Here is a 16,274-nt window from a genome sequence, read left to right as displayed (position 1 = left end):
GGGTCAATCACTGGCGCTCTTTAAACGAGCGCTAATCGCGATGCTCCGACACAACACGAGCTATCAAGGAGAACGCTTTATTTTCCCGAAAATCCGCGATTCCGCATTAATTTTCCATTTTTTTAACGTGCACCATAAGGCCGCCAGGCGCGCTGGGGCACGCGGCGAACCCAATGAACGATGACAACAGTTGCAAGAAGGCCAGTCATTCCCGCGTTAACCGGCGTTCGCTTCCTGGCAGCGTTGAGCGTTGCGCTCTATCACCTGTCGCCAGATGTCGCCGCGTCGTTAGGGATTTCGCCATTTTATTTCTATGAGAATTCGGGTGACCCCGTCGAATTATTCTTCGTTCTTTCCGGGTTCATCCTCACCTACACTCATCCGGAAATGAGCGGGGCAGAGGCGCTTGCCGTACGACAGTTCTATTTTTCCCGGTTCGCCAAAATCTACCCGATCTATTTGTTGGGCTGGATCGTATTCGCGCCGCTCGTCTATTCGAATCTTGCCGCCTTGCACGGTCACTCGGCCGGTCTCTATGCGCGGCTTGCGTTTTACGGTGTGATTTCCCTGACGCTATTGCAAGCCTGGACGCCGGCCACCGCGAACGCCTGGAATACGCCCGGATGGTCGCTGTCCGCGGAAGCGGTCTTCTACGCGTCGTTTCCCTTCCTGTTTGCGTTCCTGAAAAATCGCAGCGTTGGCGTGCTGTTGAGTTTGATCGGCGCGTGCTGGTTATTTTCCGTTCTCCCCACGTTGATGCTTTCGTTCCTGCCATCTTCATTGGGACAGGCGTATTGGCTGCGAGAACTGGTCAACTTCATGCCGGTGCTTCGTATAGGCGAGTTTATTGCCGGGATATGCATGGCGCGTCTTTATTTAAGTCAGGGCATGGCTAAGGCATTTATCTTCGACGTGGCCGCTTTCGCGGCTTTGGCTGCAGCAGTCGCGGTCATCGTGCTTGCCAATCACGTGTTGGCCAAGGCGTTGCTGTTCCCCGCCTTTTTCCTGCTTTTATACTGTCTGGCACGCGCGAAAGGGCTGCTTAGCGGCTGGTTGGGGAGCAAGCCCATGGTCCTGCTTGGGGAGTCGAGTTTCGCGTTCTACATCCTCCATGTGCCGCTTTTCAAGTATGCAAAGATGCTGTTCCCGAGCGTTGCTACTGCTCCTGCGCCATTCGTGGGATTTTTGCTCGTGCTAACGGCCGTGTCGATCTTCAGCTTCCTGTCCATCGAAAAGCCCTTGTGTGCGTACCTTCGCAAAGCGTATAAGACCTCGCGCTCACCGCGTCCGATTCGGCAACCTGAGCACGCGCACTAGGTGCCAGCGCGGCGAGCTCAAGGTCCGACTCCGAGCGCGATGAAGATCAGAAGTCCGATTGCTGCGGATCAGGAGGCGCGCTGAACGCCTCGTCAGCAGGCAGGGTTACGGATCGGTTTCTGTCACGCCTGCGGGTCGCAGCGGGTGGGTCGTAAAAACACATCGCCGATACATTTTTATAGGCTCGGTTAGCTCAATGTTGTTTCCATTATTGGAAATCTGTTTCTCGACGTGCCGACTTTGCTGGGCCATTCGCGCCACCTAAGATACTCGATGAAGGCTTGAGATATTCCGGATATCAATAGGAGGCGCGGATGGTGCATCCTGGTCGTGATGCCGAACAGATCGAGGTTGAAGGCGACGCCAACGAATCGCTGTATCGGCACACATTTCCGGAGTACGGTATTGGGCCAGCCGGTGTGTCGAGCGCGGGCGCGGAACTTGGCTTGACCGGCGGCGCGACCGAGGCAAGCGATCCAAATCCGGCATCCGTGGATGCGAGAGTCGAAGCAAAGAAAATCGCGTACAGTCGAATCGGAAACGGCGACAAAATCCTGATGATTTCAGGGTTTCCGCAGACGCGCGTTTCCTGGAACAGGTTAATTCCGTTCCTTTCTGGCCAGTTTCAAAGCGTGCCCGCGGACCTACCGGGTTTCGGCGACTCCGGGCTGCTTTCAGCGCCTGCGACAACTGAGAATGTCGCGAGAGTCTTTCACGAATTTGTCGCCACGCTGGGCGCTCCGCTGCACGTCGTGGCTCACGATTTCGGCGCATGGGTGGCGTATAGCTGGGCGCTTCTCTTCAAACAGGATTTTAAGTCTCTCACGCTGATCGATGCAGGAATTCCCGGCGTCACGTTATTGGACGATATCCAACTGTCCGACTACAAGAGAAAGTGGAATTTCATTTTCCAGATGCTTCCTGACCTGCCCGTCGAACTCACTAACGGCAAAGAAGACCTCTATGTCGGATGGTGGTTCAAGAACAAGGTTTATAAGCCCGGCGCGATCCCGCCGGCCGATGTTGCCGCCTACGTGCGGGCATATGCGCGAGAGGGAAGGATGGATGCTGCTTTCGACTACTGTAGGCGAATTGTCGAAGACATGGATTTCAATAAGAAGCGGTTCAGGAGCAAGCTCGATATTCCTCTGTTGGCAGTTGGCGGCGCGCATTCAATTCCGAATATGGGGGATTCGCTGAGCCCTTATTTCGAGAACGTCGTCTCCGTAGTGATCCCAGACTGTGGCCACTTTGTTCCAGAGGAACAGCCCGAGGCGCTTGCAAACGCTCTCAAGGCCTTTCTTTGAGCAAAGAGACAAGCTTCGCCCTGCAATCAATCGATAAGCCCTTAGCCAGGCGAAGCCTGCACCCGGTTTGACTGAAGGGCGCTCGACCCGCGGACGGGCCGATCTACAATATCTTCGAGGTGCTCTGACTGGCGATCCCGGGTCGAGCGAGGAGGCGCAATGAGCAAGCTGACCAGCTTCGAGACCGATATCCGACCGCTTTTCACGCAGCGTGATATTCAGGCAATGAGCAAGGCGTTCAACCTGGCAAGTTATGACGACGTCAAGACCCATGCCACTGAGATCTTCGACCGGATTCGCGGCATTGGTGGCGCTGTCATGCCGCCCCCACCGCCTAAGGGAGAAGGCCCCTGGGTTCAATCCCGAATCGATCTGTTTGCCAAATGGGTAGGGGAGGACTGTCCGCCTTAGGCGGCCTCCGGAGGCCGCCGGAGTGCGTCGATAGACGTTCTCGGCCGGCGGCCACTTGCCCCGGCGCAGCGGATGTCAGAGGAGCTGACGATGACCAACATGAAAGCAGCAGTAATCTACGAAGCGGGCGGCCCTGAAGTATTGAAGCTCGAAACCCGCCCGGTGCCAACGCCACGCAGCGGCGACGTGCTGATCCGCGTGAGAGCGTTCGGACTGAACCGCTCCGAGCTATTCACGCGCCAGGGGCTCTCACCCGGCGTGAAATTTCCCCGCATCCTTGGCATCGAAGCGGTCGGCATCGTCGAGGCCGCACCCGGTGGCGAATTTCGGCCGGGCGATGCTGTCGCAACGGTGATGGGCGGCATGGGACGGCAGTTTGATGGCAGCTATGCCGAGTACACCTGCGTGCCGGCCAGCCAGGTGCAGCCGTTCAAATCGTCGCTGCCATGGGAAACACTTGGGGCGATGCCGGAAATGCTGCAAACCGCATGGGGATCGCTCGTGAGAGCGCTGCGGCTCACTGAAGGCGAGCGTCTGCTGATTCGCGGCGGCACGACCTCGGTAGGACTCGCGGCGGCCGCGATCGCGAAGCATCATGGCGCAGTCGTCATAGCGACCACGCGCAACCCGGCGCGCAGCGACCTGCTGCGGGAAAACGGCGCGGACCAGGTCGTGATCGATATCGGCGCCATCGCGGAACAGGTCCGCGAAGTCTCGTCAGGCGGCGTCGACAAGGTGCTGGAACTGGTTGGCACATCGACGCTTGCGGACTCGCTGCGTTGCGCGCGACCACGCGGCATTGTGTGCATGACCGGCATGGTGGGCAACGCCTGGTCGTTCTCCGAGTTCAGCCCGATGGAGGTGATCCCAAGCACGGTCAGTCTCACCACCTATGACGGCGGCACGAGCGAGTTCATGATGATGCCGCTTGCAGAGCTCACCCAACTGGTCGAAGCCGGCACCTTGCGCATCAATCCGGGCAAGATCTTCAAGCTTGACGAGATTGTCGAAGCGCACCGCTGCATGGAGGAGAACCGTGCGGCCGGGAAGATCGTCGTGCTCACCTAGCGGTGAGCACGGGGGCTAAACGTGGCGTCTTTTCCGACATCCTCGGGCACCGCGACAGGCCAGAAACTGCGAGCGGCTAGATCGTCTCGAAGCCCCCGCCGAGCGGCGCAGCATGACCCGAAATTCGCAGTGAGTCGATCGCACCGTGCATTTCGAGCGGCGCAACACCCTGACCGTGCGTCAGCAGGCCACCGTCGATTTCGACCGCGCGCACCGACGCCCCTGGCTTGATGCTCAACGCACTCGCGGCCAGCTTCATCACAACGCCTTTGACGAGCGAATCGCCCGCAGCACCATACGTCTCGACACCGCGGCGCACGACAATGCGTCCGACCGGCTGGCTGATCTGGATGCCGACCGCGCCGTCCGCATGCGTGACGACGCGCTCGAACTCGGCGAGGCGCACGGTGCCGCTGTAGACGTTGAAGCCGCGCGCGCCCTGCCCAAATGTTTCGATCGGCGCCTTGATGTCGAGGTGGTTCAGGACACCGAAATTGACGAAGCCGATCCCACTTGGTCCGTATGACGTAATCCGGTCTTCCGCGACCCAGAGATCGACGAGGCCCCAGTTGTCCAGCACCATGTCATTCGGGCCATAGGTGGTCACCGGGCCGGTGTTGCGCACGCAGTCCACTACCGCGCCGTACACGGTGAAGACGCCGCCGGAAATGCGATCGGGCGTGCCGCGCGCGATGCCGCCGTCGCTGTACACGGCACCCGTCTCGAGACGCGTCACGACGACCCGGCCGCCTACATCGCCGGCACCGCCGACGAAGATGCCGCTGCCGCGCACCGGCGCGCCTGGGCGCCCGGCGGACAGGCCGGTGAGATCCGCGGTGAGCGCGAGGGCCGGATTCGTTTGCTGGTTCCAGAGAGTGAACGCGCCTTGCATGACGCCGACACCATATCCTTGCGGCCGGTCTTCGAAATGACGTGCATCTGCCGCTACGATGTCGATACCGTGGGCCTCCACATGTCCCTCGCGAACCTTGTCGCGCGCGAGGATCTGCACGACGCCCGTAATGCCGAGATTGCCTAGAACAATGCGGCCGAGGCTGTCAGTATCGGTGCGATTGAAGATCGCACGGCGTTCCGGATCCGTGATCAGCTGCAGGCTGTCAACCTCGTTGTCGCGCGAGAGCATCAGGCCATCCTGCCCGTTCGCAAAACGCACGGTGACCGGTGTTTTGACACCCGCGATGCGTTGGCCCGGCAACAGGTTGAGCGTCGGAACATCGGCGAGGTCCGCGTCAATCAGGATGTGGCGCACGGTTGCGCTGGCGAGCGCATCGACGAGTTCGTTAGTGGTCGATACCACACGACGGTTCGAGTCCATGACTTCCATTCCTCCGATTCGATGGCGGCGGCGACAACGTTCGGCGCCGCGCCGTTTACATCCCGCTCCAACGCCGCGTGCGAACGCGACGCACTCCCGGTATCCGAAACATCAAGCGGTCCAGATTTGGCTTGCCGCGATTTTCGGCGTCAACGCCAACCTCCGCCGAGTCTCTTGAAGACGCCGATCTGATCCTGGATCAGATCGGCGTCCGGGTCCGCGACGACGCGGTCCGCTCGATCATCGTCTCCTCGCTCGTCAACAGGTCTGGCTCGCTCAGCTAACCGGCCGCGCCGGCGAGCGATCAGGGAAGGGAAGCCGCGAAGCCGCGCTCGCTAGCCTTCCCCCTGCTTTGGGTCGGTGTTGAACGTATACAAAACGATCTTCCATGTGCCGTCGATTTTCCGCAGCACGAAGACTTCGCGGTTGAAGTCCGTCACTTTCTTGCCCTTCTCGATGACCGCCGCTCCGACGTGATGGTGTGTACGCACGACAGCCGTATCGCCATATACGTTGATCGCATCGTAGTCGAAGTGGGTGGTGAAATTGGCAATCTTGAAGAGCGCGTCATAGCCCGCTACTTTCTGCTCATGCGTCGCATACGTTCGCTTGTTGTTCCACTCGGCGACGCTGTCGTCGGCGAATAGCCTGACAATCGCGCCGGTGTCCTTCGCATTGAGCGCCTCCTGATAACGGTTGACCACGCCATACACAGCCTGCTGCTCGGCGCGTACAGACACATCGGACGAATACGGAAGGTTGTCCTCTTCAGCCGCGGCTAAAGGCACTGAAGAAACAAGCGCCAACAGTGCAGCGAACATCACTGTTGCAATGTAGGCAATAAGGGCACCTTGTTTCATTTGAATCCTCCGGTTGCTAAGTCGAGCATGTCTTGAGACAAGACGTATTTCAGTGTGAAAAAAAACCAGCCGGCATGTACCCACCGCCTTCGGCGCAGTCCACCTCGCCGCCAGCAGTGGTCCGGAAATCAGTGCGTTCGCATGCTTGCATGTCCATGCAGGTCGCGAGCTCTATCTCGCGTCGCGGCCAGAAATTCGTGAACATTGGCGACGACAGCTGCGCCTTCCCCGGCAGCGGCCGCAACCCGCTTGATCGAACCGGACCGCACGTCGCCAATCGCGAACACCCCCGGCACGCTCGTTTCGAGCGACGCCCGGACAAGTCCGGTTCGCGCTCTAAGCGCGGGACCCGTCAGCACGAAACCCTTTTCGTCCGTCATGACCTCACCGTTGCCGAGCCAACCTGTGTTGGGCGTCGCGCCGGTGAAGAAGAACAGATGCGACGTCTTCAAAACGTCCTCGCCCTCCGGCCTCCGGCTGCGCACCGCAGTGATCGACCCACGCTCATGCTCGATGCCGACGACCTGGGTCTGCATGTGCAGCGTGACGTTCGACAGGGCACCGATCCGATCGATCAGATAGCGCGACATGCTGGCGTCCAGATCGCTGCCTCGAACCAGCACGTGCACGTGCGCGACGCGTGATGCCAGATACACGATCGCCTGGCCAGCCGAATTGCCTCCACCGACCAGCACCACTTCCTTGCCCTTGCAGATTTCGGCTTCGACGGGAGAGGCCCAGTAGTACGTCCCGCGACCTTCGAAACCGTCAAGACCGTCGATCCGCGGCCGTCGATACGCCGCGCCGGTGGCGATCACGACGGTGTGGCACTTGACGAGCCGGTCGTTGTCCAGTTCGAGCTCAATCGGCGAACAATGGCAATCGAGCGAGCTGATACGCGCGGGAACCACGATCTGCGCGCCGAATTTCTGCGCCTGTACGAACGCCCGTGCAGCAAGCGCCTGGCCCGTGATGCCGGTCGGGAAGCCGAGATAGTTTTCTATCCGCATGCTTGCACCGGCTTGGCCGCCAGGTGCGCGCGCGTCGAACACCGCGACTGACAGCCCTTCGGATGCCGCATACACGGCCGCGGCCAGCCCCGACGGGCCAGCTCCTATCACGGCAACGTCATACACGCGCTCGGCATCGAAATGCGCGAGCCAGCCCAGCTGCGATGCGAGTTCGGCCTCGCTAGGCGCGCGAAGCACCGAGCCGTCCGGGCAAATGACGAGCGGCAAGTCCTCTTCGGACTTCGTTACGCGTCGCAGCCATGCCGCGCCGTCGGGATCGCCGAACGCGTCGATCACCGTATGCGGATGCGAGTTGCTGGCGAGAAACTCCTGAAGTGCGACGACGCGAGCTTCGTCGGGTCTGCCGACGATGACAGGTCCGCTACCGCCCTCGATCAACCTCACGCGACGCAGAATCATCGAGCGCATCAGACGCTCGCCCAGTTCAGCCTCCGCGATCAGCAGTTTCCGGAGCCGTTCTGGAGGGATCAGGATGGCCTCGACGTCGTCGATAGCGTGCACGTCAACAAGCGACGGACGTCCTGACAGTTGTCCGATTTCGCCCACTGTGTGGGCGGGCTCCTGCTCGACCAGCACGCGCGCGCGGCCCAGTCCGTCGCGCCGCGAAACGCGGGCACGTCCAGCGAGAAGAACAAACATCGCGGGAACCGGCTTGCCGATTTCCATCATCTGCTGTCCAGCACGATAGGTGCAGACGCTGCCGTACTTGTGCATCTTGCGAATGTCCGCGTCGGACAGGACGGGATGCAGTTGACGGTCGCGGCAACTCGGAGGATCGGGGAGGGTCGCCAGTTCGTCTTGGTCTTGCTTGACAAACGCGGCATATGCTCCCTGAACGATCGACGTGGTTGGGGTACCTCGTTCCAGTAACGTATCCATGATCACCTACCTCTAGTTCAACGGCGCGTCCCATCTGTAAAAACCGTTCATCACGCGCCTCACTCCGCAGCGGGATAGGTGGTCGAAAACGCGTAACGCGCGATCTTCCACGTCCCTGCCACCTTCTGGAACAGGAACAGTTCCTGATTGGCTTCCGCCTTTCTCTCACCCGTCGCATGCACCTTCACCGACCCCGCGGAATTGGTTCGCGCCATCACCCAGTCAGGCGAGATCTGCCGGATTTCCTGCACCGCGAACTTCACAGTCAACTGGATTGCGTCGAAGACGGTGTCATACGCGCTTCTGATCGCCTCGACGCCGATGCTCGACTGGAAGTTCTGCGGCATGAACACGCCGTCTTCGGCATACAGCGGCATCACCGCGCTGGTACTGGACGCATTCAGTGCGGCCTCGTATTGATTCAACACGTCCGCAATGGCTTTTTCATCTGCATTCATCTCGCTTCTCCTTTTGAACGAAAATACGTAGTATTAATTAAATCGTATTCCTAATCACCTGCATCTTGATCAATAGCGGGTTTGCGCATCGCCGCACTCCTCAATCGTAGTAACGTTCGGCTATGTGTTCGGCCGTCGCGATCGTCGTGATGTTGGTGGCGGCGGAGATGGCATCCGGGAAAATCGAAGCATCCACCACGCGCAATCCTTCCAGTCCATGCACGCGGCCTTCCGGGTCGACCACGGCGGCCGGGTCTTCGGCGAGGCCCATTGGCGCTGTCGAGGTCGGGTGGTGATAAGTGTCGAGTGTCAACCTGATCGAATCTATGATCTGTTCGTCACTCACCGCCGCCGGACCGGGCGAGAGTTCAGAATCGATCAACGTCGACAGGGGGGCGGTCCGGCCAATTCGGCGCGCCAGCTTCACACCCTCGAGCAGACGCGCCCGGTCTCCCGGAGCCGCGAGGAAGTTCAGATCAATTCGAGGCGCCATTAGCGGATCGCGGCTGGCGAGACGCAGGGTGCCAGTCGATTCGGGCCGGGTCAGGGCCACGGCGAGCACGAACCCCACGCCGGTCGGACTCTGGTCGTGCGGGAACAGATGCGTTGCCGTGATGTGAAGGTCCATGTCGCCGTTGCGCGCCGTCGAGCTGTGGGTCCAGAGCTTCGCGCCGATCACGGGCGACTGCCGACCGACCCGCTCGGGGCGTGCGGCATAGGCGTTGTAATAGAACGGGTGATCCTTGAGCCGCCGCCCAACCGGCAGATTGATAACCTCAGGAATGGATAGCGTCCTGAGGTCCGCGCCGGGACCGACACCCGAGCGCAGCAGGATCGAAGCGCTTCCGTAGGTGCCCGCGCTCAGAATGACTTCGTGTGCGTGGAGTTGCTCGCCGTCGGCAAGCTGTACACCGATTGCGCGCGTGCCGTCGAACAGCACCTTGTCGACCACCACGCCCGCTCGAATATGAAGATTATCGCGGGAGCGCGCACGGTCGTTGAGGTACGCCATGCCGGTGTTCACTCTCACGCCGTTCACGATATTCATCGAATACGGACCGACGCCATTCGCGTCTGGAGCGTCGAAGTCATCGATCAACCGAAAGCCGTTCTCCAGCACCGCATTGATGAACGCCTGTTGCATCGGCGTTGTCTCGTCCCGGGTCAACTGGCGCACGGGCAAGGGGCCGTCGTACCCGTGCAGCGCAGCACACCCGTTGTCGCGACGCTCCAACCGCTTGAAGGACGCGAGCATGTCCTCGTAGCTCCAGCCCGGCAGCCCCCAGTTCCTGAAGTCCTGAGGCCTTGCGCGGATCGCTACCGCACCGTTGACAGCGGAGCTGCCGCCCAGCACCTTGCCGCGGATTGCGTTGATGGTGTGAGGGACATAACCTGCCTCGCTGCGAAACCCCCAATCGTGCTCGGAGTCGCCTCCAACGGTGTCGCTGCTGGCAATGACGGGAGGATAAGCCCACGCTGGATAGGCGCGTCCTGCTTCAAGCAGCAGAACATTGCGCCGTATTCTTTCGCTGAGGCGCGAAGCCATGACTGCTCCCGCCGAACCGCCCCCCACGATCAGAACGTCCACAACCCGCTGCGCCAACTTCGAGGTGGCTGTGTTTCGCTGTTCCATCACGTTTCTCCGTTCAGGATCTCTGCATGCCTAGAACAATAGTCACGGCTCGCGTCGCCGAACAGGTAGCGGATGTCGAACTCAGGGTTCGATTTGTTCGAACGCCCTTGCGCGGCGCTCAGGCCGCAAGAGAAACGCTGATCAGCCCTGCGGCTACCAGATCGGCGTCCCAATGCGCAGGGTGGCCAACCTCTTCGGCGAGGAACTCGATCAGCGCGTGGATCTTGGGTGGAGTGCGAACGGTCTTACGATAGACCGCCGATATCTGTCCGCCGGAAGGCGAATAGGCTTGCAAAACGGGTACGAGTTCGCCGGCCAGCATAGGTTCGGCAGCAAGAAAGGTCGGTAGAATCGCCAGACCCAGTCCCGCGCGCGCGCCCTCGAGCAGCAGGTGGCCGGAATCCGTGCGCATGCGTGTAGTGATGCGGAACGACTGGCGCTTGCCCTCGAATGGCAGGCTCCACATGCCGTTCGGTTCACGGTTGTAGTAGATGAGACCATCGTGGTGCACCAGGTCGCAGGGATGGGCCGGTGTACCGCGCTGCCCGAGGTAGGCCGGACTCGCACAGATCAGGTGACGGTTCGCGGTTATCGTCCGCCCCACCAGGCTCGAGTCGGACAGCTCCCCCATGCGGATCGCCATGTCGTACTGACCATCCTGCAGGCTGACCACCCGGTCCTGAGCTTCCACGTCCAGACACAGATCTGGATGTAGCGCGGCGAACTTCGAGAGTATCGGGCCGAGATGGCGTGTCATGAAGGCCATGGGGACCGCGAGCCGGAACATGCCGCGAAGACTCGACTGAGCCTCCTGCACTGATTCCTCGGCGCGCTCCACGTCGTCCAGAACGCGCGAAGCGCTTTCGTAGAACACGATTCCGGCCTGCGTCATACGCAGCGGCCGGCCACGTTCGAGCAATGCGCATCCCAGCCGCTTTTCCAACTGCTGCATGCGTTCGCTGACGATCGACTTGGTCGTGCCAAGGCGCCGCGCCGCCTCGGAAAAGCTTGCCGCTTCCACGACGGTCACGAACGTGCTCATGTCCGAGAACTTGTTCATACGGAATCCTCACGTACCGTATGCAACCCCGTCGAATTCGAGCCTGGTTTCCTGTCCGTTCGCGTTCACGCTGCTGCCAACGGCCGCGCCAGACAACCGATGCGTCTGCCAAAATCGGTCGGACGAGCGCAGATGCGCTGTTGCGACAGCGACTGTCTGTTACGGAAGGGTATCTCACCCGGCATTGCCCAGTTAGACGACAGAGCGGGAATCAGATTTCCATTTCTGGAAAGATCGCAGCGGCGCGCGGGGCGTTCCCGGCGCCCACCCGTAGCCGGGAGCGCGCGCCTCCTTGTGCGGCAGCGGGGGCTGTTGCAAAATAGGCTCAGAAATGAGCGCACAAAAGCAGGGCGCAAATTGAGCTTTCCATATTTGGAAAAGCAATGGCGGATCTCAACTCGCTGGCGGTATTCGCAAAGGTCGTTGAAGCGAACAGCTTCTCGGAGGCGGCACGCCGCCTCAACATGCCGGTCTCCACAGTCAGCCGCCGCATAGCCGAACTGGAGGATCAGCTCGGGGCGCGGTTGCTCGAACGCTCGACGCGCAACCTGCGGCTAACCGACCTGGGGCGCGAAGTGTTCGAACACGCCCTGCGCGGCACCCAGCTCAGAGACGCGATCGAAAGCGTTGTTTCAAGCCGCCTTTCCGATATATCCGGTACCTTGCGGCTTTCCGCTCCGCCGAGCCTTTCCGACACCTTGCTGACACCGCTTGTGATCGCCTTTCAAAGGCAGTATCCCAATCTGCGCATCCAGATCCTCGTCACAGAGCGCTTCGTCGAGCATATTGCCGACGGGGTGGATCTGGTGTTCAGGCTGGGTGCCTTGCGCGACTCGTCGTTGGTCGCGAGGCGGATTTTGACTTACCGCCACCAGCTCGTGGCGAGCCCCGCGTATCTCAAGGGTTGCAAGCCGCCGAGGTCGCCTCAGGATCTGCTCGATCACCGGCTCCTGTCCTTTTCTCACTGGAAGCCGGATAGCACCTGGACCTTTGTTCATAAAAATGGCAGAGACAAGGAGACGCTCACATTTCAGCCGTCTCTTGCGATGAACGATTTCGCCGGCCTCGCGCCTGCGTTGCTGATGGGCAGAGGTATCGGCGAACTTCCACCGGTAATACAGCCGCATCTCATCTGCGAGGGCCGGCTTGTCGAGGTCATGCCCGACTGGCACTTTCGCACCTTCAATCTTTCCCTGGTTCATTTGGGGAACCGGCATGTTTCAAAGCCATGCCGGTTTTTCAAGGAATTCGCCGCACAGATGGCGCCAACGCTCTTTCCCAACCTGCCGGGCTGAGAGACCCTAGTGTATTAAGAATGGATTGAAATCGGTGCCGTAGTCGTAGTGATCGATGTTCTCCGAAGTCTTCAGGAACCTGACAACCCGGTATGTCACGGGAAGCATGACGACTTCGACGACCACCTTCGTGGCCCAACCGGCAGCCATTCCCTGGAGTAACAGGCTGCCGGGCAATACGTTATGCAAGGCGATGCCATAAAACAGGACCGTGTTGACGCCTTCCCCCGCCACGGTCGAGCACACGAAACGGGACCAAAGGCGCCTGCCCTTGTCCCAGATTTTCATCTTCGCCAGAACATATGAATTGCAGATATCGCCGGCGAAGAATGCTACGAGTCCGGCAATCGAGACTTTCACGCCCGGTGAAAATATGGTCTGAAATGCGGCATCGTGGACGAAGAAAGCCGCAGCCGGCACGAAGAGTTGTCCTCCTGCAATGGCAGATCCCGCAATCGAGCAGAACATCGATATCCAGATCACACGGCGCGCCTGAGCATAGCCGTAGACTTCAGTCAGGATGTCGCCGATGAGATAGGTAAACGGAAAATACAGCACCGTGACCGAGACGCCCACGCGTCCGGCGGCAATGATCCTCGATCCTGTAAAGTCCGATACCAGCAGACATGTAATGTTCAGAGCGAGCAGCAGGTCGAGATACCTGGGCGGTCGTTCAAGGCGCAACATCCGGATACCTCCATCTCTCACCTGCGCGAATGGTCACGATGCCTTCAGGCGGGTTGTCCGCTCAAACCGGCAAGGAGTCGAACAGGCTGGGCACCATTTGAGAGGCAAACTCCTTGAAGACACGCACCTGCCGTGGAAGATATCGGTCGCGCAAATGCGCGATGGTGAGATCGAACACCGGAAGGTGCCATTCAGGCATCACTTCAACAAGCAATCCCTGGTGCAAGAGTTCAGGCTGCACGATAGGGGGCAGCTCTCCTATACCGCAGCCTTCGAGCAGAGCCACGACGAGTCCCGCATAATCGTTCATGGCGATCGCTGGGTGGAAGGAAAGCGTCTCGGCGTCCCGCCCATTCGAATGAATGAAGCTCCAGCTATAGTTCGGTCTCCAGAACGAAAAAGCGAAGAGCCGATGCGCGAGCAAATCCCGCGGCGTTTTCGGCGGCTCGCAGGTGGCCAGATACGCCGGGCTCGCCACGACCTGATGCCGGTACGTCAGCAGCTTGCGCGCGACGAGTGCCGGGTCAGTGAAGACGCCGACCTTGAGCGCGATATCGACATCTTCTGCTATCTGATCAACGATACGTTCGGTGACGAATACCTGCACCCGGACGTTCGGATAGGCAGCCTGAAACGCGCTGACCACTGGAACGATCAGCGAGTCGGAGATACTTGGAGGTGCACAAAGACGCAACGTACCGGAGACGTCCGAAATCCGGTTCGAGATGATGTTGTCGACCGCTTCACTGACTTCGGCGGTATGCCGTGCGAGCTCAAAAACTTCGGCGCCCAGGTCAGTGAGCCGCAGATGGCGGGTCGACCGATCCAGCAGCCGCACGCCTAGTTGATTTTCGAGCTCACCGACGCGGCGACTGACAGTAGAAATCGGCATCTTCAGACGCCGCGCTGCCTCTGAGAAGCTGCTGGCCTCGGCGACCTTACTAAAAACCAGCAGGGAGTTGAGGTCTTTCATCGTCATTGCGCCCCGCCGGAGTTCGCCCCTTGTGCAGCCGTAGTGAGGGCAACATTGCGCCGACCACTGTGATGATTCCAACCTGCACGTCAGGCGCAGGCCGGGCGCAGGCCAAACGCGAGAAGGTTGTTGTCTGGTATAGCTTATGGGTCTGACGAAGTAAACCCGCGTCGGCTGATCGAAGACATGGGAAGGCGCGCCCGTACCGGTTCGCCATTGCCAGTCAGGGCCGCCTGACATATTTGCTATCACGAATATGTCATTTGACATCCTTGCTCGTGGCACCAAGAATGGGCTTCATGGTGCGACGCACCACGTCCGCACCATGTTTTCGAATTAGCCGCCAGTGTCCGCACGTGTCCGTCCCGTCTACCCAGGAGCATAGAGATGACCCAGTTTTCTCCGGAACAGTTCGCCGCAGCACAAAAAAGCCATGTCGACACTTTCTTCAGCCTGACAAACAAGGTGTTCGAGGGCGTCGAAAAGCTGACCATCCTGAACTTGCAGGCCGCGAAGTCGATATTTGCCGAAACGCAGGAAGCTGCTGAGAAGACGCTGTCCGGAAAAGACCCGCAAGATCTGCTCAAGCTTCAAAACGGCCTGGCGCAGCCGGTCGCCGAAAAGGCCCAGGCATACAGCCGCCACGTGCATGAGATCCTGGCGGGCACTCAGGCGGAATTCCTCAAGGTCGCCGAAGCTCAGTTTGCGGAATACAGCCACAGCACGCAAAACTTCATCGACAATCTCACAAAGAATGCGCCCGCCGGCGCCGAAACCGCCGTGGCCCTTCTGAAGTCGACTATCACCGCTGCGAATACCACGTACGATACCGTTCACAAGGCAACGAAGCAGGCCGTCGAAATTGCCGAAAGCAGTTTCGACGCAGCGACGAGCGCCGCGTCGAAGGCCGCGAAGGACACCGCCACACAAGCGTCACGAGCCGCTAAGGGCGCCTGACACAACATCGTCCGGCGAGTGACTGCGCCGGGCTGCACCGACCGCCGGGAACTGAAAGGGCTACAGCGCGCTGTCGACTTCCTGGCGAGTCGGGATGGAGGGTTGCGCGCCGGCGCGTGTAACAGAAATGGCGGCGGCTCGCTGGGCGAGGCTGATCGCAGCTTCTATGGGTTGGCGCGCGGCCAGCTGTGCAGCGAAGACGCCGATGAAGGTATCGCCGGCAGCAGTCGTGTCCACCGGTTCCACCTTGGGAGCGGGGTAGTGCGTGCCTTCTTCTGCTTCGGGCAACAAATACGCGCCTTGCGATCCCAGCGTCACGATAACGTTACGCGCTCCCGCTCGCTGAAGTTCTTTCGCCGCCCTGCGCGCGCCGCTTTGCGATTCGACCGGCAATCCGGCGAGGATCGCAGCTTCGACCTCGTTCGGAATCAGATAGTCGACCAACGGCAGCCACTCGGGCGGCAGCGGGCCGGTAGCCGGCGCCGGGTTCAATACGGTCAGCTTGCCGAATCTCCGAGCGGTGACAAGCGTGGCATAGACGGCATCCCAAGGGGTCTCGAGCTGGCACACCACCACGTCAGCGGCTTTGATCACCGCCTCGTGGCGCTTGACCATCTCGGGGGTAACCTGACCATTGCTGCCGGGCACCACCACGATTGTGTTCTGGCCGTCGTCCGCGACGGTGACGATCGCCACGCCGGTCGGCACGGACGGGTCGGTTTCGACCGCGCTGCAATCAATCCCTTCGGCTTCAAGTCCTGCCAGCCGCAATGCGCCATTGGCGTCGCCGCCGACGCATCCGGCCATGGCCACCCGGCCGCCAATACGGGCAGCCGCAACCGCCTGATTAGCGCCCTTGCCGCCGGAGATCTGCGAGAACTCATGGCCGCTGATCGTTTCGCCCGGACGGGGCAGGTGCGGCGAGCGCGCGACCAGATCGGTATTGATACTCCCCATGATGAGGACAGAGCCTTGCTTCGTTTCTTTGGACATTCTAATTTC

The 16,274-nt window shown here is 60.3% G+C and carries 15 protein-coding genes; 6 read left to right on the top strand and 9 right to left on the bottom strand.

What is annotated here, in order from left to right:
• The first annotated feature begins 180 nt into the window (after positions 1-180).
• The 4 genes from SBC1_RS19030 (at position 181) to SBC1_RS19015 (ending at position 4,103) form a co-directional block, all read left to right on the top strand.
• A complete protein-coding gene (locus SBC1_RS19030) occupies positions 181-1,317 on the top strand; it encodes an acyltransferase (protein WP_165099253.1) in 1,137 nt (378 codons plus the stop codon).
• 314 nt (positions 1,318-1,631) lie between these two features.
• Positions 1,632-2,624, top strand: coding sequence for an alpha/beta fold hydrolase (locus SBC1_RS19025; protein WP_165099279.1), 993 nt, complete (start codon positions 1,632-1,634; stop codon positions 2,622-2,624).
• 159 nt (positions 2,625-2,783) lie between these two features.
• Positions 2,784-3,035 carry a hypothetical protein gene (locus SBC1_RS19020; RefSeq protein WP_165099282.1) on the top strand — a complete coding sequence of 84 codons (252 nt, stop codon included), beginning with the start codon at positions 2,784-2,786 and terminating at the stop codon, positions 3,033-3,035.
• A gap of 90 nt (positions 3,036-3,125) precedes the next feature.
• Positions 3,126-4,103 (top strand): zinc-binding alcohol dehydrogenase family protein, encoded by a 978-nt coding sequence (locus tag SBC1_RS19015; RefSeq protein ID WP_165099287.1) that lies wholly within the window; start codon positions 3,126-3,128, stop codon positions 4,101-4,103.
• A gap of 76 nt (positions 4,104-4,179) precedes the next feature.
• Here SBC1_RS19015 and SBC1_RS19010 read toward each other — a convergent pair whose 3' ends face one another.
• The 6 genes from SBC1_RS19010 to SBC1_RS18985 all read right to left on the bottom strand — a co-directional run bounded on the left by SBC1_RS19010 (position 4,180) and on the right by SBC1_RS18985 (position 11,360).
• Positions 4,180-5,439 carry a hypothetical protein gene (locus tag SBC1_RS19010; RefSeq protein ID WP_165099290.1) on the bottom strand — a complete coding sequence of 420 codons (1,260 nt, stop codon included), beginning with the start codon at positions 5,437-5,439 and terminating at the stop codon, positions 4,180-4,182.
• A gap of 335 nt (positions 5,440-5,774) precedes the next feature.
• Positions 5,775-6,299, bottom strand: a complete 525-nt coding sequence (locus SBC1_RS19005; protein ID WP_165099294.1) for a DUF4440 domain-containing protein — start codon at positions 6,297-6,299, stop codon at positions 5,775-5,777.
• Positions 6,300-6,427: 128 nt separating this feature from the next.
• On the bottom strand, positions 6,428-8,209 hold the full coding sequence (locus SBC1_RS19000; RefSeq protein ID WP_165099301.1) for an FAD-dependent oxidoreductase: 1,782 nt from the start codon (positions 8,207-8,209) through the stop codon (positions 6,428-6,430).
• A 59-nt stretch (positions 8,210-8,268) separates the two neighbouring features.
• Complete coding sequence (locus SBC1_RS18995; RefSeq protein ID WP_165099332.1) at positions 8,269-8,667, bottom strand: SgcJ/EcaC family oxidoreductase; 399 nt, start codon at positions 8,665-8,667, stop codon at positions 8,269-8,271.
• Between the two features lie 100 nt (positions 8,668-8,767).
• Positions 8,768-10,300 carry a GMC family oxidoreductase gene (locus SBC1_RS18990; protein WP_165099335.1) on the bottom strand — a complete coding sequence of 511 codons (1,533 nt, stop codon included), beginning with the start codon at positions 10,298-10,300 and terminating at the stop codon, positions 8,768-8,770.
• A 118-nt stretch (positions 10,301-10,418) separates the two neighbouring features.
• Entirely contained in the window at positions 10,419-11,360 is a 942-nt protein-coding gene (locus SBC1_RS18985) for a LysR family transcriptional regulator (RefSeq protein WP_165099338.1), read from the bottom strand.
• Positions 11,361-11,743: 383 nt separating this feature from the next.
• Here SBC1_RS18985 and SBC1_RS18980 point away from each other — a divergent pair, with 383 nt between their 5' ends.
• Positions 11,744-12,655 carry a LysR family transcriptional regulator gene (locus SBC1_RS18980; protein ID WP_165099354.1) on the top strand — a complete coding sequence of 304 codons (912 nt, stop codon included), beginning with the start codon at positions 11,744-11,746 and terminating at the stop codon, positions 12,653-12,655.
• A 6-nt stretch (positions 12,656-12,661) separates the two neighbouring features.
• Here the strand turns inward: SBC1_RS18980 and SBC1_RS18975 are convergent, their stop codons facing one another.
• Entirely contained in the window at positions 12,662-13,342 is a 681-nt protein-coding gene (locus tag SBC1_RS18975) for a queuosine precursor transporter (protein ID WP_165099361.1), read from the bottom strand.
• Between the two features lie 61 nt (positions 13,343-13,403).
• Entirely contained in the window at positions 13,404-14,321 is a 918-nt protein-coding gene (locus SBC1_RS18970) for a LysR family transcriptional regulator (RefSeq protein ID WP_165988975.1), read from the bottom strand.
• A 381-nt stretch (positions 14,322-14,702) separates the two neighbouring features.
• Here SBC1_RS18970 and SBC1_RS18965 point away from each other — a divergent pair, with 381 nt between their 5' ends.
• Entirely contained in the window at positions 14,703-15,272 is a 570-nt protein-coding gene (locus SBC1_RS18965; RefSeq protein WP_165099370.1) for a phasin family protein, read from the top strand.
• A gap of 60 nt (positions 15,273-15,332) precedes the next feature.
• On the opposite strand, the gene rbsK is transcribed toward SBC1_RS18965, so the two are convergent.
• Complete coding sequence (gene rbsK / locus SBC1_RS18960) at positions 15,333-16,265, bottom strand: ribokinase (RefSeq protein ID WP_165099373.1); 933 nt, start codon at positions 16,263-16,265, stop codon at positions 15,333-15,335.
• Between the last annotated feature and the right edge of the window lie 9 nt (positions 16,266-16,274).

Source organism: Caballeronia sp. SBC1 (assembly GCF_011493005.1).
Taxonomy (GTDB): domain Bacteria; phylum Pseudomonadota; class Gammaproteobacteria; order Burkholderiales; family Burkholderiaceae; genus Caballeronia.
Note: the sequence above shows the minus strand (reverse complement) of the source record. Positions and strands in the feature narration are given on the sequence as shown.